The following is a 24,771-nucleotide window of genomic DNA, read 5'->3' as shown; positions in this document are numbered from 1 at the left end:
ATGTCATGCGGGTGCAGGCCGATGGTCGGCTCGTCGAACACGTACGTGACGTCGGTGAGCGAGGAGCCGAGATGGCGGATCATCTTCACCCGCTGTGCCTCGCCGCCCGAGAGCGTGCCCGCCGGCCGGTCAAGTGCGAGATAGCCGAGGCCGATCTCCACGAACGAGTCGAGGGTCTGCTGCAGCGCCGTCAGCAGCGGCGCGACCGACGGCTCGTCGAGACCGCGGACCCAGGCGGCCAGATCGCTGATCTGCATCGCGCAGACGTCGGCGATGCTGATGCCCCTGATTCGGGAGGCGCGAACGGCGTCGTTGAGCCGACTGCCGTCGCACTCGGGGCAGGTGGTGAAGCTGACCGCCCGCTTCACGAACGCCCGGATGTGTGGTTGCAGGGCGTCCCGGTCCTTGGCGAGGAACGACTTCTGGACCCGAGGGAGCAGCCCTTCGTAGGTCGTGCTGATGCCCCCGACCTTCACCTTGGTCGGCTCGCGGTGGAGGAAGTCGTGCAACTCTGTTTCGGTGTAGTCGCGAATCGGCTTGTCCGGGTCGAGGAAGCCCGAAGCGGTGAAGATCCGCATCGGCCAGCCGGCCACGGTGTAGCCGGGGACGGTGATCGCGCCCTCGGCGAGCGACTTGGAGTCGTCGTAGAGCTGGGTGGGGTCGATGTCGGTCACGCTGCCGATGCCCTCGCACCGCGGGCAGGCGCCGGAGGGCAGGTTGAAGCTGTAGTGGAACTGCGGTCCGGCACCCGGCTCGCCGAGTCGACTGAAGACGATCCGCAGCATCGCGTTGGCGTCGGTGGCGGTGCCGACCGTGGAGCGGGAGTTGGCCCCCATCCGCTCCTGGTCGACCCTGATCGCCGTTGTCAGCCCTTCCAGCAGGTCGACCTCGGGGCGCGCCTGCGTCGGCATGAAGCCCTGCACGAAGGCGCTGTAGGTCTCGTTGATCAGCCGCTGCGACTCCGCGGCGATCGTGTCGAACACCAGCGAGCTCTTGCCCGATCCGGAGACACCGGTGAACACCGTCAGCCGCCGCTTGGGGATCTCCACGCTGACGTCCTTGAGATTGTTCTCGCGCGCGCCGTGCACACGGATCAGATCATGGCTGTCGGCAACGTACGGCACAGGCGACAGCGCGTCCGTGTTCGTGGCCATGCTCATCGTGTCCTGCTTTCCTGCTCGGGTGACGTCGTGCCGGCGCTGATGTGCAGGACCGCGTCGGACCCGTCGAGGATGGCCCGGTCGAGAGGGAAGTAGCCCTGCCTCGGGGTGGTGTCGGTGCGCTTGCGGGCGGACGCGACCGCGCCGGCCGCTGTCAGTCCCCAGGTGGTGATACGGCGCTGGAGGAACCCCTCGTAGGTGTCCGGCTCGGGCTCTCGAAGCCCGAGTGCTCCGCTGTGTCCCAGACTTCCGGCGACGAAGCGGTACCGCTCGCCCACCAGGGAGCCCACGATGGCGCCGGCGGAGGACCAGTTGAGGTCCGTGTCCGCCAGCCGCCAAGTGCTCGGGTTTCTCAGCAGGTGGAGGTTGTGGGCGAAGACCAGTGTCGGGCCGCGCTCGGCCTCGAGATTCCGGATGTCCAGGAGGTTCCGGGCCATGAGTGCGTCCCGGGTGGCCAGCAGGCGAGTCAGCCGGGCAGCCTGTTCGAGGCGCTGCGCGCACTGCCTGTGGTAGCGCAGCAGACCAAGACCGGCGGTGAGATGTGTCTCGGCCCTGTGCCACTCGGCACGTGATGTTGCCGCGATCAGCTCCGGAGCACGGGCGTAGAGCGAGGCGAGCATGTCGTCGGCAACGGAGCGCAGCCTCTCGGCCTCGGCCGTGGCGCCGATCGACATGGTCGGGTGCATGACCGCCTCCGAGCGGCTCCACAGTTCGTCCGCTCCGACGAGGCTCGCGAGATCGAGGTCGAGCTCCAGGTAGTCGCGGGCGTACTCGAGGCAGCCGCGCGGGCTGGGCGCGCTGGTGTTCTCTGTCGGAGTGTCGAAGCCATGGAAGGCCAATTGCTCCTCAGCCGGTCGGCTCTCGTTGAACTCGCGCATCCAGGGGACCAGTTGCCTGTTGCTGTCCAGCTCTCCGAAGCCGTGCGAGAAACCCTCGCTCATCACCGCGTCGAGGGTCCCCACTCCCTCCTGGACGTAGTCGTTCACCGCGAGTGCAGCCACGCGGTCTGTCTCGAGGGCGATCGACCGAAATCCATGGTCGGCCAACTGAACCAACAGCTCGTTGCGGATTCGCGCGAAGGCCGGTTCCTGGTGCGTCGGCTCACCGAGGGCCAACAGCTCACATGACGGAGATACGAAGTCTCGAATGTCCTGGCTCATGTGTCTCAAGCGTATCCTTGAAAAGCCCATTGAGACTTCTATGGCGTTTGCCGCTCAACCATGCGGTAAAGTCTCAAACCGGTGATAGGCATGCGACCGGCTGACCTCGCGCGCGAGCACGGCATCTCGACCCAAGCGGTCCGTAACTACGAGCGGGACGGCTTCATCCCGCCCGCTGAACGCACGCGCAGCGGTTACCGGATCTACACCGAGGTGCATGCGGCAGCGCTCCGCGCTTACCTCTCCCTCATCCCGGCCTACGGGTACTCGGTCGGCGGCCAGGTCATGAACGCACTCCACAACGACGACCTCGACGACGCCCTGACGCTCATCGACCGTGGTCACAGCCAGTTGCTCCGCGACCGGGACACCCTGGACGCGGTGAGGAAAGCGGTGGATCATCTGACGGCCGAGTCCGACACCGCTTCGGACCCGTCGGTTGATCCCGGTACCCGGACCATCGGCGAACTCGCACGCCGGCTCCGCGTAACCCCGGCAACCTTGCGGAACTGGGAAGGCGCCGGCATCCTCGCCCCCGCACGAGACCCGGTCACCGGATACCGCGTCTTTCACGCGAGCGACATCCGTGACGCCGAGCTAGCCCACCTCCTGAGGCGCGGGGGCTACCCCTTGGACCACATCTCCACCGTGGTCGAACAGATCCGAACCGCCGGCGGCACAGACACACTGTCCCGTGCCCTGGACGACTGGCAGCGGAAGCTGACCGCGCAGGGCCTCGCCATGCTCCACTCGGCCACCCAGGTCAGCCACTATCTGAGCCTGCTCGGTGGTTAGCCTGGCACCATGACCGATGTTGCAGGCACCCCCTCCGCTCCGGCCGCGCATGAGCTCTACCGGCTGTCCCCTCGCGACGAGTCCCGTGTCGCGCTGGCCCTGACGCTCCGTCAACTGGCCGATGCCATCCTGGATGCCGTGCCGGTCGAACCGGATCCTGCCCCGGGCGACCTGCTCCGTACGGCACTGCGGCTTGCGCGCCGCACGGAGGGCGTGATCCGGGAGGCGGTCGTCGCCGAGCGTGAACGCGGCACCACCTGGGGCCAGATCGGGGAGGTGGCGGGCATGACCCGGCAGTCCGCCCACGAGAAGTGGTACGGCGACATCCACGCGTGGGCAGCCACCGGGCGCAGTGCACTGCCGCCGCACTTGAAGACGCTCGAGGTGGCGGCGGAAGCGGACGCCCGCTATGCCAGGCTGCGCCCGGCCCGGCCGCAGGCGGTCACTTCGGGCCTGGACGCGGTCCGCTTCCCCGGCTCCCACGCGTACGAGGCCAGCCTGCGTGCCCGCGGCTCCGCCCTGCACGATCGCCGTACGGACCTGGACGCACAGGCCACGAACCTGAACGACGAGTACGGCATCCTGCACTCCCAGGGCCCCGCGGCCGCACCCGTCGGCAGCGACCCGTTGGAGATCGCGGCCCACCGCGGACACGCGGCCGCGGTCCGCGTCAACCGACTTGCCATCGCGGCGGTGCACGAGGAGATCGCCGACGTCTACGACCAACTCGTCACCGCCGAGGCCACGTTGGCGGAGGAACACCGCATGCAGGCCGACTGGCACCGCAACGCGGCCCAGCAGGCCCGCGCCTATGCCGACCTCCTGCACGGCAGGGACAGCTGACCCGCCGAAAGGACGGTTTGTACCAGATGGCGGGAGGTGCAATCCCTCCGGGGCCGTTCTCCGTATGGATTCACAGGAGGCGACCCCCAAGGAGCAACACATGGCGATCTTCAGTCAACTCTTCCCGGTGATGCATCGCGACCACGGTGGCCATGGCGACCACGGTGGTCACGGCGACCACGGTGGTCACGGCGACCACGGTGGTCACGGCGGCCACGGCGACCACGGTGGTCATGGCCACCACGGAGACCACGGCGAGGGGCGGCACGGTCGGCACGACGACGATGACCGCCGCTTCGATCGCGGCTACTGAAAACAGGCCGAGCGGACCGGTGGCCGGGGGAACCGGCCCGCTCCGCCGTCGGTCTGCGACGGAGCGGTGCCATGGCGGGTCTCCCACGGCATGTTCTGCGGCGCCTGCTGTCGGTGGGCGCAGGGGCCGATGCCGCGACCGACGTGGTCGCGGCCGCGCCGGCGGTGCCGCCGCGCGAGGTGTTCCGGCGCTTCTGGCCCTACACCCGTGGCCGACGGCGCTGGCTGGTCCCCCTTGTCCTCTTCAGCCTGATCGGGCCGGTCTTCGACGCGGCCGAACTGTGGCTGTTCAAGACCGTGGTGGACGAGGTTCTCGTACCCCGCGATCTGAAGCCCTTCGTCTGGATCGCGCCCGCCTACCTGGGCCTGGTCGTCGGCTCGGGCCTGATCGGCTTCGCGGACGACATGACGTCCACCTGGGTCGGCGAGCGGTTCCTGCTGGACGTACGCGGTGATGTGTTCCGGCACGTCCAGGGCCTGTCGCTCGGGTTCTTCGAACGGCGACGGCTCGGGGACGTGCTGTCGCGTGTGACGGGCGACGTGGACGCCGTAGAGACGTTCCTGCTCTCGGGGGTGGCGGACGGCCTCTACCACGTGGTCCGGCTGGGCGTCTTCCTCGGCCTGCTGTTCTACATCCGGTGGGACCTGACGCTCCTCGCGCTCCTCATCGTGCCGCTGTTCTGGCGGGCCGCCCGGCACTTCTCCCGGCTGATCAAGGCGGCGTCCCGCGAACGCAGACGCCGCAGCGGTTCACTGACAGCGGTCGCCGAGGAGTCGCTGGGCAACGTGGCACTCGTCCAGGCGTACAACCGGCAGGACTGGGAGGAACGCCGCTTCGAGCGGGAGAGCCTCGGCAAGTTCCACGCCACAATGGCCTCGGCGAGGATCCATGCCGTCTACGGTTCGCTCGTCGAGGTCATCGAGGTGGCAGGCGCCCTCGCCGTCATGGGCCTGGGCACCTGGAAGCTGGCCCAGGGCCAGCTCACCCTCGGCGGCCTGCTGGTCTTCCTCGCGCTGATCGGCAAGCTGTACAGCCCGGTCCGCGGTCTGTCCCGCCTGGGCACCACCTTCTACGCCGCGTCGGCCTCCGCGGAACGCATCATCGAGCTGCTGGACCAGCGGCCCCAGGTCGTCGAGGCCGCCGGTGCCCGACGCATCGGACGGGCCCGAGGCGGCATCGAGTTCGACGACGTGACCTTCCGCTACCCCGGGACGCGACCGTGGGCGCTGTCGGGGGTGTCGTTCCACGCCGCACCGGGCGAGGTCCTCGCGCTGGTCGGGGCGAGCGGGGCCGGCAAGTCCACTGCCGCCAAGCTGCTGCTGCGATTCTACGACCCCGACCGGGGCGCGCTCCGGCTCGACGGAACGGATCTGCGCGACCTGCTCCTCGCGGACGTGCGGGAGAGCGTCGCGGTGGTCCTGCAGGAGACGCTCGTCTTCCACGCCACAGTGCGCGAGAACATCGCCTACGGCCGTCCCGGGGCGAGCGAGGCCGAGATCGTCACAGCAGCGCGCGCGGCAGACGCCCACGACTTCATCGAGCTGCTCCCGGAGGGCTACGACACAGTGGTCGGCCAGCGCGGCCGGACCCTGTCCGGCGGACAGCGCCAGCGCCTGGCGATCGCGCGCGCGATGATCAGGGACGCGCCCGTCCTCCTCCTCGACGAACCGACCACCGGCCTCGACGCACGGTCGAGTCTGAAGATCATGGAGCCGTTGCGCCGCCTCATGGCCGGGCGGACGACCGTCGTCATCTCGCACGACCAGCTCACCGTCAAGGACGCCACGCGGATCGTGGTGCTCGACCACGGCCGGGCGGTCGAGTCGGGTACCCATGACGAGCTGCTCGCCCGCGACGGCACGTACGCCCGGCTGCACCGGCTCAGCCCCCTGGCCGGTCACCTCGTGCAGCCCGGTTCCGTGCGGCGCGGGACGGTGCTGTCATGACCGCCCGGGAACCGGAACCGGCCCGGCCGCTGGCGCCAGGCATCCGCCCGGCTCCGGCCTACGAGGTCCTGGGGCGACTGACGCGCACGGGCCGGCTGGACGGTACGACGCCTGGAGCGAGGAGCGGGCCTGCTGCTGCGTGATCAACGGTGTGCCTGGACCGCCGCGGAGAGGCACAGCTGCACGAACGGCTGCTGTGCGAGGGCCGGCGGCTGCGGGCCTTCACCCAGCCGCGGCTGGTCCGCGCGTACGAGACCCGACCTCGCGCCGGAGCAGGCGCGCGGCGGACGGCTGTCGGCGGCGGCAGACGTGTGGGGCATCGGCATCACGTCGTACGAGGTCGCCGACGGCAACGTGCCCTCGACCACGGCGGAACCGGTGGGCCCCCGAGGACACCTACGACGCGGAGCCGACGGAAGCGGACGGTGAGAGCGCCGCGGGCCGCAGGGCCCGCCGGTATCCGCACCTGGAGGCCGCCGTGCCGTCGATCGCCTCACGGCGGCGTCTGCCCCGCGCACTGGCCGCGGCGATCGACGGCTGCCTGCGGGCGGACCCGGCCGCCCGGCCCACGGTCCCCGAGCCGGCCGAGGCCCTCGGTGCGACGCTCCCGGGCGAGCGGTTCCGGCGTGGACGACCGGACTTCGACCAATGACCCTAGCTGGATGGCCCGGTTGTGGTCCGGCCGCCCGATTCCTCCTCCAGCCGCGCTGTCGCGAGCACGGTGCCGTCGGGCTTCGTCACGCGGGCGCCGGAGGTTGCCAAGAGGTCGACGGAGGCGGGGGCACCCCAGGAACCACTGCCGTTGCGCAGGGTGAACGTGCTGACGGGGAACGTCGTGCCGTCCTTGCGTTCGAGCAGGCAGATGACCTTGCCGTTGTACGGGTTGCCGACCTGGGCGAGGTCGACGGTCATGTAGACCCAGCCCTCGGGGTTGCCGTGTGCGTAGACGTCACCGATCGGCTTCCCCTTGGCGACGGCCGAGGTCAGGTCGCCGGACAGCATTTCCGCGCCGGTGCCCACGGAGACGGGGGAGGGCCCTGCCGCGACGTTCTCGACCGCCGTACCGACCACCCAGCCTCCGAACCCGACCGCGGCGACGAGCGCGGCCGCCGCGGAGGCGAGCCGCAGCCGTGCCCAGCCCCGCGGGTGCTTGCGGAAGACGGCGTGCCCGTGGACCTGCCGGTGCCCCTCGTGCCCCGGCGCCCGCTGCATCAGTGTCTGCGCCACCCGGGCCTCGAACCCGACCGGCGGTTCACTGCCGGGCAGCAGTCCGATGAGTCCGTCGCCCACGAGGGTCAGCTGCTCGATGTACTCCCGGCAGCCCGCGCACCCGTCCAGATGAACGACCGCGCCGGCCCGTTCACGGCCGGGCAGCACGCCGAGCGCCAGCTCGGGGCCGATCTCCCGCAGCCGCTCGCAGGTCACCTCACTCGACATGGTCGCCTCGTTTCGGAGACGTGAGCGTGGTCCGTAGCTTGCCCATCGCCGTCCTGATGCGTGTCTTCGCGGTGCCCAGCGGGATCTGCTCCGAGTCGGCGACCTGCTGGGCGGTCATGCCGTAGATGCCCGCCATCACCAAGGCGCGGCCCTGTTCGGGCGGCAGCTCCGCCACGGCTGCCCGCAGCCGCGAGGACGCCTCGTCGGCCAGCGCGTGCTGCTCGGGCGTCTCGCTGACCACTCCGACGATCGCCTCGATGTCCTCGGGCGCCACCGGCTCCGTCCGCCGCGACCGGACGGCGTCGATGGCGAGGTTGTGGGCGATGGCCGTGAGCCAGGTCCTCACCGAGCCGCGGCGCGCGTCGTAGATCTGCGCGTGCCGCCAGGCGCGCTCGAACGTCTGCTGGGCAATGTCCTCGGCGAGCTGCGGATCCCCTGTGACGGCGACGGCGACACCGAAGACCGTGTGCTGAAACCTCCGGACGAAGGCGACGGCGAGCTCCGGATCACCGGTGCCCAGCCCGGACAGCAGAGCCTCGTCCGAGAGACGGCCCGCGGGGAACCGAAACCTCGACACATCCTTATATACGGTCCACCCGCGCCTCGGGATTGCCCCGCCCGAACGGAAACGGAATACCATATTCCGATTCTCCCTCTACCGGGCGGGCGAGGGCAGGGTCAGGTGTGGTCTCGGAGGCAGGGGAAGGTCTGCTCCCCCGTGCCCCATCGGGCGGGGTTCTGCCGGTTGGGAAGGATGCCGCAGCTGAGCAGCGTGGCAGGGGTGCCCTGCGGCTGGCGGATCTGGCGGATGAACACCGCCTTGTCGGGCGGAAACTTGTTCCTGCCGTCCAGTTGGAGCACGCCGGACGCGCCGGGGTACTGGGACACGCCGTGGGCGGTCAGCCAGAGATAGATGTCATTGGGTTCGACGTCGGAGTCGGGGGAGGTGGGGAGCACGTTCTCGATGACCTGGGTGACGATTCCGACGGTGTCGAAGCCGCCGGCGGCATCGGCGTCGGCGCCTCGGTGGCCGAAGACCGTGGCGAAGTTCCGGGTGAACTGGGCGTAAGGGTCCCGGTAGTCCTGTGTGGGAGCGTTCGCCGTTTCATAGAAGATCGTCATGTACGGGTATGCCTGCGCCGTCTTCCGCGGATCGGTCTGGAAGGCGATGGGGGCGCTCTCGGCGATCAGCGGAATGGTGCTGCCCTGCGGCGGCTGGCACTCGCCGCCGGTACTCTGCATGGCGTTGAGCAGGCTCGGCAGGACGCCGGAACGGCCCAGGTAGACGACGATGCCCTGGGTGGCCGTGACCTTGTTGCACACATCGGTCGCGATGGCGGCCGGCGTGGTGGCGCCGGGCTTTTCGCTGTAGGTGACCTCGTCGATCCCGCCGTACGGGCGATAGGCGTCGACGAACAGGTTCTTCAGGTCCGTGCTGAAGTACGCGTCGGTGGGGTCGTACACGACCACGGCGTGCGGTGTGCCGGCGGTGAAGGCGCGGACCGTGGGGGAATTGCGGATGAAGTCGGCCAGGATCGGCGCGACCCGTGTGTTGGGCGCGGAGATCTGGAAATAGCGCTGCGGAGAGTTGGGGCCGACCATGTCACTGCCGGTCACTCCGTTGGCGATCACCGGGATCCCGGCCTGGTCGAGCTCGCGAGCCGCGTCGAGGGACTGGGGCCGGCTCTGGGTGAACCCGATGACCGCGGCGATGTGTTCCGTCCGCCGGCGGTCGATGATCATCCGGCTGACGTCCGGGGAGTGCGGCACCGACTTGTCGAGCGAGCCGTAGCGGAAGTACTGGCCGGTGTTGGCGATCAGCAGGCGGATCGGCATCTTGTTCTGCCGGTCCTCGCTGTTGAGCTTGTGCTGCTGGGCGATCGCCCCGCGCAGGATCTGCAGTCCGATGGGCGGGTCGTCGTACACACCGTCCTGCAGGCTCAGCGGTGCCAGGAAGACCAGGGTGCGATACCGCCCCTCGGTGATCTGTGCGTTCTGTTCCGAGACCTGTCGTTCCAGCTCCCTGAGCTCCTCCCCGCGAGCCCCCGGAACCGCCAGGTCGCACTGGGTCCCGTCGGTGACGCCGACCCGCTCACCGGTTTCGACCGTCACGCATGAGGGTGGCGCCGCCGGGTGCCGGGGCTGCGGCGCCCAGATGTAGTGCGGGGCCAGAAGGGCGCCGGCGGTCAGTGCGGCGAGGAACGGCAGCGCGCTCGGGCGGAGCCAGTCGAGCGGGCTGTCCTTGCGGGCGTTGACACCGGGATGGGTGGTCAGCCCTCTCTCCGCGGTGCGTTCCGCGTCGTCGTCCTCGGTCGGCAGCACCACAAGGCGCACCGGTTCGTCGCTGCCCTCGTTCAGCACGGCGAAGACCTTGTCGGCGATGCCGTTCGGCCGGGTCAGGTCGGCACCGAGGGGCACGGCGTAGTCCGGTGGTGCTTCCTTGCAGGCGGCCAGGACCAGCAGCGCCTGGGACGGTTCGTCGCGGGCGAGTTCTTCGAACGTGCCGAGAAACGCGCGGCCCGGTCCGTGCACGTTGTCGATCTCGGGAATCAGGACCACGAAGGCCCACCGGCGCCGGGCCCACTTGTGGCTCAGGGGAGTCCTGCGCCGGGCGGCCCTGCGCAGATCGGTGAGCAGGGCGCGCAGCAGGATCCGTCGTACGCGCGGGTCCTCCCGGTCCAGGTCGCTCTCCCGGCAGAATGCGAGGGCGGCGTCCAGGAAGCAGGAGGCGTTGAGCTCTTCGGCCACCCAGCGCAGGCGCCAGTGCCTAAGAGAGAACGCGTAGCAGCCCTTGGGAAAGTCGACGACCAGTGCTGCCACGAGCCCTTGGAGCCAGCCGGTCAGAAAATGCTGGCCGAAGAAACCCGCGATCCTCGCGCCGTAGCGCAGGACCCTGTGCCGCTCCAGCAGCGCGGCGTGCAGCCCGTCGAGAATCGGTCGCTGCCGTGCCCGTAGATCTCCCGCCCCGCGCTCCAGGTCCAGTACTGCCCGGCACGTGTGGAAAGCCGGCAGCCTCAGACTGCCCGACGGCATGGTCAGCTCGAACCGCAGTGCCACTTGATCTACCGCGGTGATGAATCCCGCGTTCAGTTCGGTGTCGTCGACCACGGCGTGCGGCACCTGGAAAAGGGAATTGCCGCGCCCTCGCGTCAGCCGGTGCTCGTACTCCCGGATCAGATGGGAGGGCGCCCGGACGTCACCGCCGTCCTGTCTGGCCAGCACCAGGGCCGGCACTTTCGCTGCCCTGGACCTTCTGGCCGCGAAGATGTCGATCTGCCGGATCAGGCGATCCGACCATCGGGGGTGGGCCGGCGCCGTCCCGGGGCCGCGAACAACATCGGGCACGTGTTGCCTCCACGGGGAGAAGGAAGGAGGCCCAACATGCCATGGAGAACGGCTACAAAATCACGCTATTTCCTTCAATGAAATCCAATGAACGCTTCCGATCGTTCCTCGATCGGACGACGGCGAGGCGGAGGCGAAGGAAGCCGCTTGTTCTCGGCGCCTGTTCTCGGACGGACGCACGAGGCTCCGGGCCCGTCGCGGGCCCGGAGCCTCGGTGAACGCCGACTCGGCAGTGCTACTGGTTGACGCAGGCGTTGCCGTACGCCGGGTTCAGGGCCGCGAGGACGTTGAGAGAGTTGCCGCACAGGTTGACCGGGATGGTGATGGGGACCTGGATGACGTTTCCGGAGAGGACGCCGGGGCTGTTGGCGGCGACTCCGGTCACGGGGACGGGGTCCGCGGCGTGGGCGGCCGTGGTCCCGGCGAGAGCGAGGGCGCCCGTGAGGGCGGCGGTCAGGGCGGCGGCGCGGATGCGCATATCGGGTCTCCCTTGTCGAAAGTGAGGGTGTCTCTATCAGATGCCGTGATCCGCCCGTGCCGCACCTTCTGTTAGGCCGGACGGACGCGGCTGAGGAGTGCGACGTCGCCGAGGTCCATGCGAGAAACCCTTGCATGTTCTATGCCATATACCATAAGTTACTTGCAGGTAGTCAATGAGAGGCCGGTAGCGAGATGAGCTCCCGCAAGAGCGACAGCCGGGAGCGGATGGTGCTCAGCGCCGCAGCCCTGCTGCGTGAACACGGTGCCGCCGCGACCAGCATCGACCGGGTCCTTGCGCACAGCGGCGCCCCGCGCGGATCCGTCTACCACCACTTCCCGGGCGGGCGTGCGCAGCTGATCGACGAGGCCGTGGCGCTGGCCGGTGACTTCATCGCGGGGCGCATCGACGCGGCCATGCAGGCCGAGAACCCGCTGGAGGCGATCGACGCCTTCTTCACACTGTGGCGGCACCGGCTCGTGGACAGCGACTTCAGGGCCGGCTGCCCGATCGTGGCCGTGGCCGTGGAGACCAACGACGAGGCCCCGCAACTCGCTCGCTCCGCCGCCGCGGTGTTCGCCCGCTGGCAGGAAGCGCTGGCCGCCCTGTTCGTCCGCCACGGCCTGTCCGAAGACCGCGGCAGGCGGCTGGCGGCATTCGTCATCGCCGCGGTCGAAGGCGCGGTGATCATGTGCCGGGCCGAGCGGAGCACCGCTCCGATGGACGCGGCCGCCGCCGAGATCCAAGACCTGCTGGTCCACGCCCTGCGGGACCAGCCCGGCACGGGCCACGGTCCGAGGCCGTGACCCGCTGTTCCCGACCCGCCCACCCGGAGGAGCCGTCATGCCCACGCTCGACCGCCAGGACAACGTCTACGTCCTCGACCTCGGAGACGGAGAGAACCGTTTCCACCCCGACTGGATCGCCTCCGTCAACGACGCCCTCGACGAGGTGGAGAAGTCGGGCGGCCCGCGTGCCCTGGTGACCGCCGCCACGGGCAAGTTCTACTCCAACGGCCTGGACCTGGAATGGCTGTCCGCCCACGCCGACGCCTACCGGGACTACGTCGTGTCCGTGCACGAGCTCTTCGCCCGGTTCCTGTCCCTCCCCGTGATCACCGTGGCCGCGCTGCAGGGCCACACCTTCGCCGCCGGCGCGATGCTCTCCCTGGCCCAGGACTTCCGGGTGATGCGTGCCGACCGTGGATTCTGGTGCCTCCCCGAGGTGGACATCAACATCCCCTTCACCCCGGGCATGTCCGCGCTCATCCAGGCCCGGCTCACCCCGCAGACAGCCCACGAGGCCATGGTCACCGGCCGCCGCTACGGCGGTCACGACGCCGCGGCCGCCGGCATCGTCGACCTCGCCGTCGCCGGGGACGCCGTCAGGGAGACCGCCGTCGGGATCGCCCAGGCCCAGGCGGGCAAGGCGGGCGACACGCTCGGCGCCATCAAGGCCCGCATGTACGCGCCCGCACTCGCCGAACTGCGCGACCCGAGCAACCCCCTCGGCTAGCGAACGCCCACGTAGCACGTGCGGAGGAGTTCGAAGAAGTGCTCCTGGGTCATCGAGCCGTCCGTGATGAAACCGAGGCCGTCGACGAAGACGTCGGCTTCGGGAAAATCCACGTCGGCCACGTCACCCAGCGCCGTGCCGAGGATCCGCCTTCCGGGCATGGTCATCGGAGCGAGCAGCGTCAGGTTGTCGCTGTGCGCATGCGCTACGGAGACAACGAACTCGTCGCCCCGGAACTCGATCCCGCTCACCGACACCCGCTGCCGCCGCGCAGCCCGCACGATGTGGTCGTAGACATTGCGTGGGCGGGTGTCGTGGGCCAGCACGAAGGTGGGATGGCCGGTCCTGGCGAGGCTGTCGGCCGCGCCTTCCGCCCGTCGTTCATCGATCTTCAACACCACGGAGCCCTTTGGCAGTAGTGCCAGGCTCCGCACCAGCGACGGCATGGAACATTTCATGGCGAAGGGAGTCGGGCGAGGCCTTCCGCCACTGGTGAAGCAGGTGAGTCCCACGTCACTGTGCCCTGCGGTGAAGACGTGGGTGAGCAGTCGACGGTCGTGCTGCCGGCACCACCGCGCCGCGGCCGTGAACTCCTCCAAGGACCCGCGAGCGTACAGCAGTTGTTTCAGGGACACATCGAGCGGCTCGTGCTCGTCCAGCCCGGGGAGCATGAGCCGCGCTCCCGCGCGGTCGAGCGCGGTGTCATCGGGATGCGGTTCCACCCGCATGCCGTCGAGGAACCGATAGCCATGGCGCCGGCCGTCGTCCTGCAGTCCGGCTGCCATCTTGCGGAACAGCAGGGGCTGTTCGTGGTGAAGGAAGAAGGTCATGTCGGGCAGCGTCGCTCTGATGCGCGCCCCGACCCGGGCCTGAATGTCCGTCGCGTTGTCACCCGGGCGGTCGGCAGCACCCGTGAGGAAGCTGTTTTCGTCCCAGACCGGACGCAGTCGGTCGAGCAGACACAGGAAGCGCCGGTCCGGGGGATCCGCCTCGATGAAGGCGATGCACTCCGCCAGCATGTCGAACCGCACGTGTTCGACGCGATACGGCAGGTTCATGCTGGCGATCGCGCAGGTCAGGACGACGGTTGCGACCTCGGCGCGTCGGCGTCCGTCGTCCACGGCACCGAAGGCGAGTTCGCCGCGCCTCAGCAACTCCCGGTAGCTCTGCGACAGTTCCGCACGGGCGCTGGACAGGCTTCCCGGCGAGCGCGCGGCGAAGAGAAGGAAACTCATGTACGTCGCGACGAGTTCGTGGATGACCGTCGTCGTTCTGGTCACCGTAGCGATCAGGTCCTCGACGAGCCTCCGGTGCTCATCACTCAGTTCCCGCTCTCCACGGGTGAGTGAGGGCGTGTGCAACCGCGCGATGGCGTCGGTCGCGTTGGCCAGGGCCAGGTACTCGTGCTGCGCGGCATGGAATTCCGCCAGTTCGGGGTAGAGCGTGCCCCCGGCCATGGGGCTGGCATACCGGGCTCCGCCGCCGTACGAGTAGGTGCCTCCCATGGGGCTGAACGAGGTACGGCAACTGTCAGTGATCTCCATGGGGATGGCCCTCCAGCGATACGACGACGTCCTGCATCGGCAGGAGCACGTCCAGATCGGACTGCGGCAGCAGGGCGACGAGCGACTCGTCCCCGGGCCGGGCGAGGACCACGACATCCGTCGCGTGGTACGGGCTACCGGACTCCGGGATGCCGACGAGACGGACTCGGTCGCCCGGCGCGACCTCCAGGGGAGTGGACCGGGTGCGCAACGCGGCGATCAGGCGCCCCCTGAATGCCTCGGCCCCCAGCGCGGGGCCCAGGGCGTCCGGTGCGACCGGCTCCCCCCGGTCGATGGTGCGCAGTGTGTACCGGCCGACAAGATCGGTGGCGGGGGGCTCGAGGTCGTGCGGAGACAGGATGTGAAAGGCGGGGAGCCGGCCGGTGGCCGTCGGCCCGCCGCGCTCCGCCGGGTACCGGAAGGTGCCGTTCTCCTTCGGGGGATAACCGAGCATCCAGGCCGAGCCGCTGTCGGGGTGCCCGCGCTGCCACAGCTGATGGATCTGCCGCCACTGCGCGAGTTCCTCGGCGTAACCCCCGGGCCGCTGAAGGCCCATGGCGTCGATGAGCAGCCACCTGTGCACGTCGAAGGCGCTGCGTACCAGGTCACCGTACGGGGCCGCGGCATGGACCGCGCCGCGGTACCCGAGCCGTGCGACGACCAGCCCGGCCACGGCGCACACCGGCGCGGCCTGCCACGGGAGCAGCAGCGCCGCCACGGTGGTGCCGGCCACGGTGAACACGGCGCCGAGCATGCTGATGGTGACCATGAGGTCGAGAGTCCCGGCGGCGGTGGCCAGACTCGCTCGGAAGGCGTCGGGAAGGACCGTGTACAGACGCGGCCAGGCGGTGACCGCGTCCATGCCGTACCGTTCTGCCGCTTGTTCGGCGGCCCGCAGGACGTTGCCGAACCGGGTGGGCATCAGCCGTTCGGGCGTCGGGGCGGTCCAGGGCCGCGCGGTGTCGACCCCCGGGCGGCGGGCACTCAGGCGCAGGGCACAGCGTCGGCCGAGGGGGATCCCGTCCCAGTACCCCTCGAACAGCTTGATGACCGACGGACGTGCGGCGGCGAGCAGTTGGGACAGTAGCGCGGTCGCGGTCACGAAGAGCAGGACCGCCGTCGTCCTGACGTCGACGCCGAGCCCCTCCCACCTGCGCAGTGCCGTGCCCCATCCCGTGCCACCGGCTGTCAGGGCGACCAGGCCGGTGCCGAACGCCAGGACGGGGAGCCATGTCGTGGTGAGCATGCGGCGCCCCAGGACGCCCTGCGCCGTCTGGAGCAGACCCGTCATCGCCCGGCCTCAGCCGAGGTCGGGCAGGAGACGGTGGGCATTGCGGCACTCGGCGTCGCGGCCGGGCAGGTAGACGTCGAAGGTGTTGGTGGCACCACAGGTCAGGCAGCGGATCGAGACGTAGGGACGGACGGGTTCGGCCCGCCCGAACAGCGTCACGTCGGAACCTCCGTCCTGCTCGCCGCTCCGGCGTACGCGCCCGCGCAGGAGCATGGCGTCGATCAGGACATCGGCGTCCACCACGCCCACCACACGGCCACCGTCCGCGACGACCACACCCGGTGAGCCGTTGTTGAGCATGGCGACGACATGGTCCAGCGCCACGAGAGACTCCAATGGCTCCGCCGGTGCCACGACCACGGCGGGAAACACGCCATCAGGGCCTCTCACCTGGCAAGGCGCACCCTCGGCGTCGAGAACCACCAGGAACCCCGTCGCTGACAGGTGCGCCATGACGTAGTCCACCCCGCTGCCTCCCCCGGTGTCGCCGACTTTCTCACTATCTCGTACGCCCTGCGCAGGGCGAGGCTAATGTCGAAGAAACGGGGGTTTGGTGGGGGTGAAGGCGATGTCGTTGCCTCGACGGGGGTCGCACGGGCGCGCAGAGGAACCGTCGGACGTGAGCGAGGTCGTGCTCGCGTACCTCAATGCCGCGAGCCGCCAGGAGCGCCTGCGACTGCTCGCCGACCGGGGTGATGTGCTGTTCTCCGACGCGGCCGACGAGTTCATCGGTCTGGTCATCGCCCAGTACGCGGAGCGCGGTGACGAGGACGCCGTCGCTGATCTGCGCGGGCTTCGGTTGCTACTCGCCCGATGCCGTGACGAAGGGGTCGAACGGGCCCATGCCGCACCGGAGATCCCGGAGCGGGTGTGGGGCGCCGTCCACCGGTTCGTCGAGACGCAGGGCATGGACGAGGTGCGCGGGATCGTCGAAGAGTGCTCGGCCGACCTCTTCGACCCCGTCGCCGACCGGGTCTTCTCGTTCTACCTCGTCCAGTTCCGCGACGACGAGCGCATCGTCCAACGCGTGCGGGAGCGCCGAGACCTGCTGGCGGTCTGTCGGGTCCGGGGCACCGAGGTGGCATTCGCGAACCAGGCGGCGACCTTTCCCGCCGTACTCGTGAAGGCCGTGTACGCCTTCATCGACGCCGACACCTGGCCGCAGGCCCGCATCGTCCTGGAGCAGAACACGGACCTGCTGCTGAGCGACGACACGGACGCCTTCCTGTCGTTCGCCATGGAAGCGGCAGAGGCGGCACAGGCGGCAGGTCAGGACAACTCGCTGATGCCGGCGCTGGTGACGTCCCATCTGCTGGTGCTGCGCAGATGCCGGACCGAGGGCGTGGACGAGGTCTTCGCCGGCCTGCCGGACGGTGACCCAGTCCAGGATCACGAGCTTCGACAGCGCTTCGCCGAAGAACTGGCCAGAGTGGGAGGCCGGACGGGACTCGTGTCAGCGGAGCAACTGGAGGCGCTTTTGCGGGCACATCCCGAGTTCCGGCAACTGGCGCTTCACGACAAGCGGTTTCCCGTGCTGGCCGTGATGCCGGACCGGACACGCGGCGACCTCTCCCCGATCCTCCTGGAGTTGGGCACCCTCACCGGCCAGGAGTCCGTTCCCCGACGGGTCGACTTGCTGCGGACCGCACTGGACCTGCTCGTCGGTCGTGATCCCGTCCATCTGTGGGGAGTTCTGCAGTCCGAGTTGGGCAGTGCCCTCTCCCAACTGGCCGGACCCGACCGGGCGGGGTATCTGGAAGAGTCCATCGAACACCATCGCCTGGCCGACGAGGTCTTCTCCCGGGGCGACTTCTCCTCTGAGCGAGCGCTGAATCGCATGAACTGGGCCAATGCCTACGCCAAACGCGTCCAAGGCGACCGGGGAAGCAACATCGAGCAGGCGATCGACTGCATGGCCGACGCGCTCGACGGCGTCACGCGCGACGGCGACCCGGACACCTGGGCGGTCCGCACCAGCTCACTCGGCTCCTTCTACAAGCACCGAGTGTACGGCGACCCCGCAGAGAACCTCGACCGGAGCATCGAGCTTCTGGACAATGCTCTGGAGGTACTGACATCAACCCGGCATCCATGGCCATGGGCCAACGCCCGCATGGCCCTCGGGCTGGCGTACTTTCTGCACCCGGAAGGTGACCGTGCCGAGAACATCGAACAGGCCATCGAGTGCATCAAGGATGCCCTCACGGTCTACACCGCGCGGAATCACCCCGAGAACTGGGGGCGCGCGCAATTGAACCTCGCCGCGGCCCACCTTCGACGGCTCGTCGGTGACCGTGACCGAAACCTGCGTGCCGGGGTGGAGCACTGCGAGTCGGCCTTGACCGCCCTCACCGCCGACACGTTCCCTGAGCTGTGGGCCGAGGCTCAAGTCACCCTGGCCGCGCTCCAGGCGGCCCTCGACCCGCGGGACGGCGCCGACGCGGCCCTGTCGACGCACAAAGCCGTCCTGCGGACGCTCAGCCGCGACAAGTTCCCGGGCACGTGGGCGAACCACCAGGCCAACCTGGCCTCAGTGCTGAGCACGCGTCGCCACGGTGACCGGACCGCCAATCTGCGCGAGGCCGTTCACCGCTACACCCTGGCCCTGGAGGTGTACCGGTATGACGTCGAGCCGCACCACTGGGCCCTCATCCAGCACAATCTGGGCACCGCACTGGCCAATCTGGCGAGTGACGACCCGGACGCCGCAGACCGGGCCGCAGGACATCTACGGCAGGCCCTCGAGGTACGTTCCGCGGGAGCGTATCCCGCCGAACGCGTGGAAACGCTGGAAACGCTCGGGACCCTCTTCTTCGAGCAGAAGCGGTGGGAGGCCGCCCTTCCTCCGTTGACCGAGGCCATCGAGCTGAGCGAGACACTGGTCGCGGAGGCCTACACCCCGCCCGGCCGGGAGACGCACGTCCGAGGCAGGGCAGGCACATACGCACAGGCCGCGTTCTGCCGGCTGCGGCTCGGCGACGAGCGCGCGGCGCTGGTCCAGCTGGAGCGGGGCAAGACGCGTCTGCTCACCGAGGAGCTCGCACTCAACGACGCGGCGACGACGGGACTGTCCGACGCCCAGGCGGAAGTGCTGCACAGCTCCCGCGCCGCCGTCAGGGAACTGGAAGCGCACATGCGCCGCGGGATCACGACACCGGCGGGCAGGATCACGGCACCGGCGGGCCCTCCGACCCACACGGGACGTCTGTTGGCGCAGGCACGCTCCGCCCTCGACGCAGTGGTCGAATCCATCCGCGCGGAACATCCCGGATTCATGCCCGGCAGCCTGGACGCGGAACGGATCGCGGACCTGGTTCCGGCGGGCGGAGCCCTGGTCGCGCCGCTGATCACCTCGCAGGGCGGGGTACTGCTCGTCGTGCGGTCCGCGTCCGAGGCATCCGCGACCGCGGCATCGGCGGCCGAGGTGCACACCGTGGACCTCCCGGCCATGGACAGCAAAGCCCTCAGCAGGGTCCTCTTCGGTGACCGGCACGTGCCGGGGTGGCTCAAGCCCGGCGATCGCGAACAGCGCATGCCGATCATCGACCTGTGGACGCGTGAACTCTGGGATCTCATCGGGGGACCGTTGCGCCACCACCTCGACTCGATGGGCCTCGCCCCCGGAGCACCCGTCACCATCCTTCCGCAGGGCGGCGTCAGCCTCCTGCCCCTGCATGCCGCGTGGCGGACGGAGGGCGGGGCCCGCAGGTACCTGCTGGACGACTACGCCGTCTCGTACGCCCCCAGCGCCTACACGCTGGATGTCAGCCGGGGCAGGGCGGCCGCCCGCTCGGGCGCTGTTCCGTCCCTGCTCGCGGTCGCCGACCCGACGGACGATCTGCGCCTGGCGCGCAGCGAGGCGATGGAGATCGCGGACTTCTTCCCCCCTCGGTCCCGGAGCATCCTGGTGGGAGCGGACGCGACGCTGCGGCGGGTGCGCGCGACCATCCCGGCCCACACCCACCTGCACTTCGCCTGCCACGGCACCTACGGCTGGGCCGATCCGCTGGAATCCGGTCTGGTGCTCGCCGACGAGCGCATGACGGTGAGGGGACTGATGGCGGCGGAGACCGATCTGAGCTCCACACGTCTGGTCGTGCTCTCCGCCTGCGAGACAGGTATGTCGGACTTCATCGAGATGCCCGACGAACATCTGGGTCTGCCCGCGGGTTTCATCCAGGCAGGTGCCCCCACGGTGCTCAGCACCCTGTGGGACGTGGACGACCTGTCCACGGTGCTGCTGATGCGGGAGTTCTACCGCAATCTGCGCGACGGACACGCGACCGTGACGGCGTTGCGAGAGGCTCAGTTCACCGTCCGCGACGCCACCGTCGGGGAATTGGGGGTCGTGGAGCACTGGGAACGTGTTCATGCGGAGTCCGACGGCTCCTCCCGGATCGCGCGACGGGCCGTCGACTTCTACCGGGAACGGCAGACCGAGCGACTCTTCACACACCCTTACTACTGGGCACCGTTCATCGTCTCGGGATGGGCGCAGCTCAATTCGTATGATTCCGTGTGAATGGGCATGTTTTTCCTCAGGGCCCGGCTAGGGTCGGAACACCGGCTGTCGTCGTGTGTCCTCGTGACCGGGCCGGGTGAGCCGACTCGGCGGGAGCCCATGTGAACTACTACGAGCTAGGCAGCCACAGCCGGCGTGTGACGACATCGTCCCCCGACGCGCAGATGTGGTTCGACCGCGGGCTGATCTGGACGTACGCCTTCAACCACGAGGAGGCCGTGCGCTGTTTCGAAGCGGCCGCCGAGGCGGACCTCGACTGCGCCATGGCCTACTGGGGCGTGGCCTACGCCCTGGGCCCGAACTACAACAAGCCCTGGGAGTTCTTCGACGAGCAGGACCTCGCGCGTACGGTCGCACGCACGCATGCCGCCGTGGAGCGCGCGCACGCCGCGGCGGCGACCGCCACCCCCGTGGAACGCGCTCTCATCGAGGCACTGCGCGCCCGCTACCCGCGGGCGGAGGCGGAGGACATCGAGGGCCTGTCGGTGTGGAGCGAGGCCTACGCCGACAGCATGCGCGCCGTCCACCTGCTGGCGCCCGACGACCTCGACGTGGTGACGTTGTACGCGGACGCCTTGATGAACCTCACCCCCTGGCAGCTCTGGGACATCCGCACGGGCCTGCCGGCCGAGGGAGCACGGACACCGGAGGCCAGGTCCGTGCTCGAAGGGGCGATCGCGACGGAGGCGGGCACGCGCCACCCCGGCCTGCTGCACATGTACATCCACCTGATGGAGATGTCCCCGACCCCCGAGGCCGCCCTGCCTGTCGCCGACCTGCTGCGAGGCATGGTGCCCGACGGCGGCCACCTGCAGCACATGCCGTCACATCTGGAGGTGCTGTGTGGCGACTACCGGAGGGTGGTTTCCGACAATGCCGCGGCGATCGCCGCCGACGAGAGGTTCCACGCCAGGGAAGGCGCGTTGAACTTCTACACCCTGTACCGGTGTCACAACTACCACTTCAGGATCTACGGCGCGATGTTCCTCGGCCGCTCCCGGGACGCGCTCGAAACGGCGGAGCGGCTGGAGGCCGCCGTACCGGAGGATCTGCTGCGCGTGGAGAGTCCGCCCATGGCCGACTGGCTGGAGGGCTTCCTCGCGATGCGGGTGCACGTCCTGATCCGCTTCGGCCGGTGGGAGGACATCCTGGGCCTGCCCATGCCCGCCGATCCGCGACTGTACTGCGTGAGCACCGCGATGCTGCACTACGCGCGCGGTGTCGCGCTCTCCTCCACCGGCAGGATCGCCGCCGCCGAGACGGAACGCGAGCTCTTCCGGGAGGCGGTGGCCCGCGTCCCGGAGACACGCATGCTGTTCAACAACACCTGCTCGGACATTCTCGCCATCGCCTCGGCGATGCTCGACGGCGAACTCGACTACCGCAAGGGCGACTACGACGCCGCCTTCGCCGCGCTGCGCCGCTCGATCGAACTGGACGACCACCTCCCCTACGACGAACCGTGGGGGTGGATGCAGCCCACCCGCCACGCGTATGGTGCCCTGCTCCTGGAGCAGGGCCTGATCCCGGAGGCGGAGGCTGTCTACCGCGCCGACCTCGGCATCGACGACACGCTTCCCCGGCCTCTGCAGCACCCCGGCAACGTCTGGTCCCTGCACGGCTACCACGAATGCCTCCAGCGGCTCGGCAGGACGGACGAGGCGCGGATCGTGGCCCAGCAGTTGAAACTCGCGGCCGCGACGGCCGACGTACCGATCGATTCGTCCTGCTTCTGCCGTCTGGACACGGTTCCGCACTCGGCTGCGGACAGCGCTTGCTGCGATTGAGCGGCACGTTTGCCGACGCCGCCCCGAAGAGGTTGCCCGTGTCTGTCTCTTGACTCGGCGTACAACAGTGGCGATCCTCGTCGCGTATCTTGCGCTGGTCATGACAACCCCAGGCAGGGGTCTGTGGGACGCGGACCCGCCTGGCCCGTCGACCGCGCATCCCGCCGACCGAGGGACGTGGGCCGTGACCAAGTCCAGACGCCCGTACCGCAGACCCAAACACGTCGCTGTCATGTCGCTGCTCCTCCTGCTACTGGCCGCCGTCCTCGGCCCCACGCCGAGTTCGGCGGCCGGCAACGACTGGTGGATCCCGACCGCACGACCCACGCCGGACTCCCAGATCGATGTCACCGGTGAGCCGTTCACCGGCACCGATGCCAAGGGCGAGGTGCGCGGGTTCGTCGACGCCCACGACCACCTCTTCGCCAACGAGGCCTTCGGCGGGCGGCTCATCTGCGGCAAGGTCTTCTCCGAGGCCGGGATCGCCGACGCGCTCAAGGACTGTCCCGAGCACTACCCCGACGGATCGCTCGCCATATTCGACTTCATCACCAAGGGCGGTGACGGCAAGCACGACCCGGTCGGCTGGCCGACGTTCAAGGACTGGCCCGCGCACGACTCGCTGACCCATCAGCAGAACTACTACGCCTGGGTGGAACGGGCCTGGCGCGGCGGCCAGCGGGTGCTCGTCAACGACCTCGTCACCAACGGCGTGATCTGCTCGGTGTACTTCTTCAAGGACCGAAGCTGCGACGAGATGACGTCGATCCGGCTGCAGGCGAAGCTGACCTACGAACTGCAGGCGTACATCGACAAGATGTACGGCGGGACGGGCAAGGGCTGGTTCCGGATCGTCACCGACAGCGCCCAGGCCCGTGAGGTCATCAAGCAGGGCAAGCTGGCGGTCATCCTGGGCGTGGAGACCTCCGAGCCGTTCGGTTGCAAGATGATCCTGGACATCCCGCAGTGCGACAAGAAGGACATCGACGCCGGACTGGACGAGCTGTACTCGCTGGGCGTGCGCAGCATGTTCCTCTGCCACAAGTTCGACAACGCGCTGTGCGGCGTCCGCTTCGACTCGGGCAGCCTCGGAACGGCCATCAACGTCGGGCAGTTCCTGTCGACCGGCACCTTCTGGAAGACGGAGAAGTGCACGGGCCCCCAGCACGACAACCCCATCGGCTCGGCCACGGCGGCCGAGGCCGAGGCGAAACTCCCGGCGGGCGTGAGCGTCCCCTCGTACGCCTCGGACGCGCAGTGCAACGCCCGTGGGCTCACCGACCTGGGTGAGTATGCCGTACGCGGCATGATGAAACGCAAGATGATGCTGGAGATCGACCACATGGGCGTCAAGGCCGTCGGCCGCGCGCTCGACATTCTTGAGTCCGAGTCGTATCCCGGCGTCATCTCCTCGCACAGCTGGATGGACCTGAACTGGACCGAGCGGGTCTACGGCCTCGGCGGCTTCATCGCCCAGTACATGCACGGCTCCGAGGGATTCGTGGCCGAGGCGAACCGCACGAAGGCGCTGCGGGACAAGTACGACGTCGGCTACGGCTACGGCACGGACATGAACGGTGTCGGCGGCTGGCCGGGACCCCGTGGCGCGGATGCCCCCAACAAGGTCACCTACCCCTTCCGCAGTGTCGACGGCGGCTCGGTCATCGACCGGCAGACCACCGGGCAGCGCACCTGGGACCTGAACACCGACGGAGCCGCGCACTACGGCCTCGTTCCCGACTGGATCGAGGACATCCGGCGCGTCGGCGGCCAGGACGTGGTGAACGACCTCTTCCGGGGCGCCGAGTCCTACCTCGACACCTTGGGCGCGACGGAGCAGCACCAGGCCGGCGTCAATCTCGCCAAGGGAGCGACGGTCACGGCCAGTTCGACGGAGTGGAACCCGTTCGTCAGTTACGCGCCCGGCCGCGCCGTCGACGGCACCCGGGACACCCGCTGGGCCAGCGACTGGAGCGACGACCAGTGGCTGCAGGTCGACCTGGGCTCCACTCACCGGGTCGGGCGCGTCACGCTCGACTGGGAGCGCGCGTACGGGAAGTCGTACCGCATCGAGCTCTCCACCGACGGCGTGAACTGGCAGACCGCCTGGTCCACGACATCCGGTGACGGCGGCCTGGACACGGCCCGCTTCGCAGGCACACCCGCCCGGTACGTCCGCGTCCACGGCCTCGAACGCGGGACCGGCTGGGGGTACTCGCTGTACGAGGTCGGTGTCCACAGCGACTGACCGCTGCGACTGACCCCAGCGCCGTGCCGTCGTACCGCCGTCCCGCCCGCCCCACGGACGGCGGTGCGTCGCACGGACACCACCTGACTGTGGCCGGATTAGTCGTCTGACGGGTGTTCGAACACCGTGATACTCAGGGCTGGGCAATCCGCCCCAATTCCTACGTCCGGAGGCCACCCATGCCCCAGACCAGTGTTCACACCGCCGCCGTGCTCGACGCATGGCTGTCCGGCGCCGAGAGCGCGCACGGGCAGATCAACCCCGCCGGGCCGCTGTACGTCGGGGGCGCCGCCGCCGAGGCCGCACTCACCGACCCGAGCGACTCCCTCTACGGCTTCTGTTCCAGCCCGAGCGGGTCGCGCGGCAGCTGGTGCTGCTGATCGCATG

The 24,771-nt window shown here is 69.3% G+C and carries 19 protein-coding genes and 1 pseudogene; 10 read left to right on the top strand and 10 right to left on the bottom strand.

What is annotated here, in order from left to right:
* Both ACIPSA_RS44995 and ACIPSA_RS44990 read right to left on the bottom strand, forming a co-directional pair.
* A pseudogene (locus tag ACIPSA_RS44995) lies at positions 1 to 1,160 on the bottom strand (excinuclease ABC subunit UvrA); the annotation flags it as partial.
* Entirely contained in the window at positions 1,157 to 2,161 is a 1,005-nt protein-coding gene (locus ACIPSA_RS44990; protein ID WP_402646444.1) for an erythromycin esterase family protein, read from the bottom strand. The gene ACIPSA_RS44990 and the pseudogene ACIPSA_RS44995, both read right to left, overlap by 4 nt.
* Before the next feature lie 249 nt (positions 2,162 to 2,410).
* On the opposite strand from ACIPSA_RS44990, the gene ACIPSA_RS44985 reads away from it, so the two are divergent.
* Together ACIPSA_RS44985 and ACIPSA_RS44980 are read left to right on the top strand one after the other, a co-directional pair.
* Positions 2,411 to 3,115 carry a MerR family transcriptional regulator gene (locus tag ACIPSA_RS44985; RefSeq protein WP_402646441.1) on the top strand — a complete coding sequence of 235 codons (705 nt, stop codon included), beginning with the start codon at positions 2,411 to 2,413 and terminating at the stop codon, positions 3,113 to 3,115.
* Between the two features lie 9 nt (positions 3,116 to 3,124).
* Positions 3,125 to 3,958, top strand: coding sequence for a hypothetical protein (locus tag ACIPSA_RS44980; protein WP_402646439.1), 834 nt, complete (start codon positions 3,125 to 3,127; stop codon positions 3,956 to 3,958).
* 70 nt (positions 3,959 to 4,028) lie between these two features.
* Here the strand turns inward: ACIPSA_RS44980 and ACIPSA_RS44975 are convergent, their stop codons facing one another.
* Positions 4,029 to 4,235 carry a hypothetical protein gene (locus ACIPSA_RS44975; protein WP_402646437.1) on the bottom strand — a complete coding sequence of 69 codons (207 nt, stop codon included), beginning with the start codon at positions 4,233 to 4,235 and terminating at the stop codon, positions 4,029 to 4,031.
* 107 nt (positions 4,236 to 4,342) lie between these two features.
* Here ACIPSA_RS44975 and ACIPSA_RS44970 point away from each other — a divergent pair, with 107 nt between their 5' ends.
* Both ACIPSA_RS44970 and ACIPSA_RS44965 read left to right on the top strand, forming a co-directional pair.
* The gene (locus ACIPSA_RS44970; protein ID WP_402646434.1) at positions 4,343 to 6,217 is read left to right on the top strand and encodes an ABC transporter ATP-binding protein; all 1,875 of its coding nucleotides are present in this window, start codon (positions 4,343 to 4,345) and stop codon (positions 6,215 to 6,217) included.
* Between the two features lie 478 nt (positions 6,218 to 6,695).
* On the top strand, positions 6,696 to 6,869 hold the full coding sequence (locus tag ACIPSA_RS44965; protein WP_402646432.1) for a hypothetical protein: 174 nt from the start codon (positions 6,696 to 6,698) through the stop codon (positions 6,867 to 6,869).
* A gap of 2 nt (positions 6,870 to 6,871) precedes the next feature.
* Here the strand turns inward: ACIPSA_RS44965 and ACIPSA_RS44960 are convergent, their stop codons facing one another.
* The 4 genes from ACIPSA_RS44960 to ACIPSA_RS44945 form a co-directional block, all read right to left on the bottom strand.
* On the bottom strand, positions 6,872 to 7,654 hold the full coding sequence (locus ACIPSA_RS44960) for a zf-HC2 domain-containing protein (protein ID WP_402646430.1): 783 nt from the start codon (positions 7,652 to 7,654) through the stop codon (positions 6,872 to 6,874).
* Positions 7,644 to 8,231, bottom strand: coding sequence for an RNA polymerase sigma factor (locus ACIPSA_RS44955; RefSeq protein ID WP_402646427.1), 588 nt, complete (start codon positions 8,229 to 8,231; stop codon positions 7,644 to 7,646). The genes ACIPSA_RS44960 and ACIPSA_RS44955 overlap by 11 nt, the downstream gene beginning before the upstream one ends.
* Before the next feature lie 101 nt (positions 8,232 to 8,332).
* Complete coding sequence (locus tag ACIPSA_RS44950; RefSeq protein ID WP_402646424.1) at positions 8,333 to 10,876, bottom strand: ABC transporter substrate-binding protein; 2,544 nt, start codon at positions 10,874 to 10,876, stop codon at positions 8,333 to 8,335.
* A gap of 358 nt (positions 10,877 to 11,234) precedes the next feature.
* Complete coding sequence (locus ACIPSA_RS44945; protein WP_402646422.1) at positions 11,235 to 11,477, bottom strand: chaplin; 243 nt, start codon at positions 11,475 to 11,477, stop codon at positions 11,235 to 11,237.
* A gap of 194 nt (positions 11,478 to 11,671) precedes the next feature.
* Here ACIPSA_RS44945 and ACIPSA_RS44940 point away from each other — a divergent pair, with 194 nt between their 5' ends.
* Positions 11,672 to 12,283, top strand: a complete 612-nt coding sequence (locus ACIPSA_RS44940) for a TetR/AcrR family transcriptional regulator (protein WP_402646419.1) — start codon at positions 11,672 to 11,674, stop codon at positions 12,281 to 12,283.
* A gap of 37 nt (positions 12,284 to 12,320) precedes the next feature.
* Positions 12,321 to 12,992, top strand: a complete 672-nt coding sequence (locus ACIPSA_RS44935; RefSeq protein WP_402646416.1) for an enoyl-CoA hydratase-related protein — start codon at positions 12,321 to 12,323, stop codon at positions 12,990 to 12,992.
* Here the strand turns inward: ACIPSA_RS44935 and ACIPSA_RS44930 are convergent.
* The 3 genes from ACIPSA_RS44930 to ACIPSA_RS44920 are packed head-to-tail and all read right to left on the bottom strand — an operon-like array spanning position 12,989 to position 16,151.
* A complete protein-coding gene (locus tag ACIPSA_RS44930; RefSeq protein ID WP_402646413.1) occupies positions 12,989 to 14,536 on the bottom strand; it encodes a hypothetical protein in 1,548 nt (515 codons plus the stop codon). The two genes, ACIPSA_RS44935 and ACIPSA_RS44930, sit on opposite strands and share 4 nt — an antisense overlap.
* Entirely contained in the window at positions 14,523 to 15,827 is a 1,305-nt protein-coding gene (locus tag ACIPSA_RS44925; RefSeq protein WP_402646411.1) for a hypothetical protein, read from the bottom strand. Before ACIPSA_RS44925 ends, ACIPSA_RS44930 begins: the two co-directional genes overlap by 14 nt.
* Before the next feature lie 9 nt (positions 15,828 to 15,836).
* A complete protein-coding gene (locus ACIPSA_RS44920) occupies positions 15,837 to 16,151 on the bottom strand; it encodes a hypothetical protein (RefSeq protein WP_402646408.1) in 315 nt (104 codons plus the stop codon).
* A 295-nt stretch (positions 16,152 to 16,446) separates the two neighbouring features.
* On the opposite strand from ACIPSA_RS44920, the gene ACIPSA_RS44915 reads away from it, so the two are divergent.
* The 4 genes from ACIPSA_RS44915 (at position 16,447) to ACIPSA_RS44900 (ending at position 24,764) form a co-directional block, all read left to right on the top strand.
* Positions 16,447 to 20,349, top strand: a complete 3,903-nt coding sequence (locus ACIPSA_RS44915; protein WP_402646406.1) for a CHAT domain-containing protein — start codon at positions 16,447 to 16,449, stop codon at positions 20,347 to 20,349.
* Between the two features lie 101 nt (positions 20,350 to 20,450).
* Positions 20,451 to 22,136 (top strand): tetratricopeptide repeat protein, encoded by a 1,686-nt coding sequence (locus ACIPSA_RS44910; RefSeq protein ID WP_402646405.1) that lies wholly within the window; start codon positions 20,451 to 20,453, stop codon positions 22,134 to 22,136.
* A 232-nt stretch (positions 22,137 to 22,368) separates the two neighbouring features.
* Entirely contained in the window at positions 22,369 to 24,384 is a 2,016-nt protein-coding gene (locus ACIPSA_RS44905; RefSeq protein WP_402646460.1) for a discoidin domain-containing protein, read from the top strand.
* Between the two features lie 179 nt (positions 24,385 to 24,563).
* On the top strand, positions 24,564 to 24,764 hold the full coding sequence (locus ACIPSA_RS44900) for a DUF6229 family protein (RefSeq protein WP_402646403.1): 201 nt from the start codon (positions 24,564 to 24,566) through the stop codon (positions 24,762 to 24,764).
* Positions 24,765 to 24,771: the final 7 nt, after the last annotated feature.

Source organism: Streptomyces sp. NPDC086549 (assembly GCF_044746205.1).
Lineage (GTDB): Bacteria > Actinomycetota > Actinomycetes > Streptomycetales > Streptomycetaceae > Streptomyces.
This window is presented reverse-complemented; position numbering and strand designations above follow the sequence as displayed.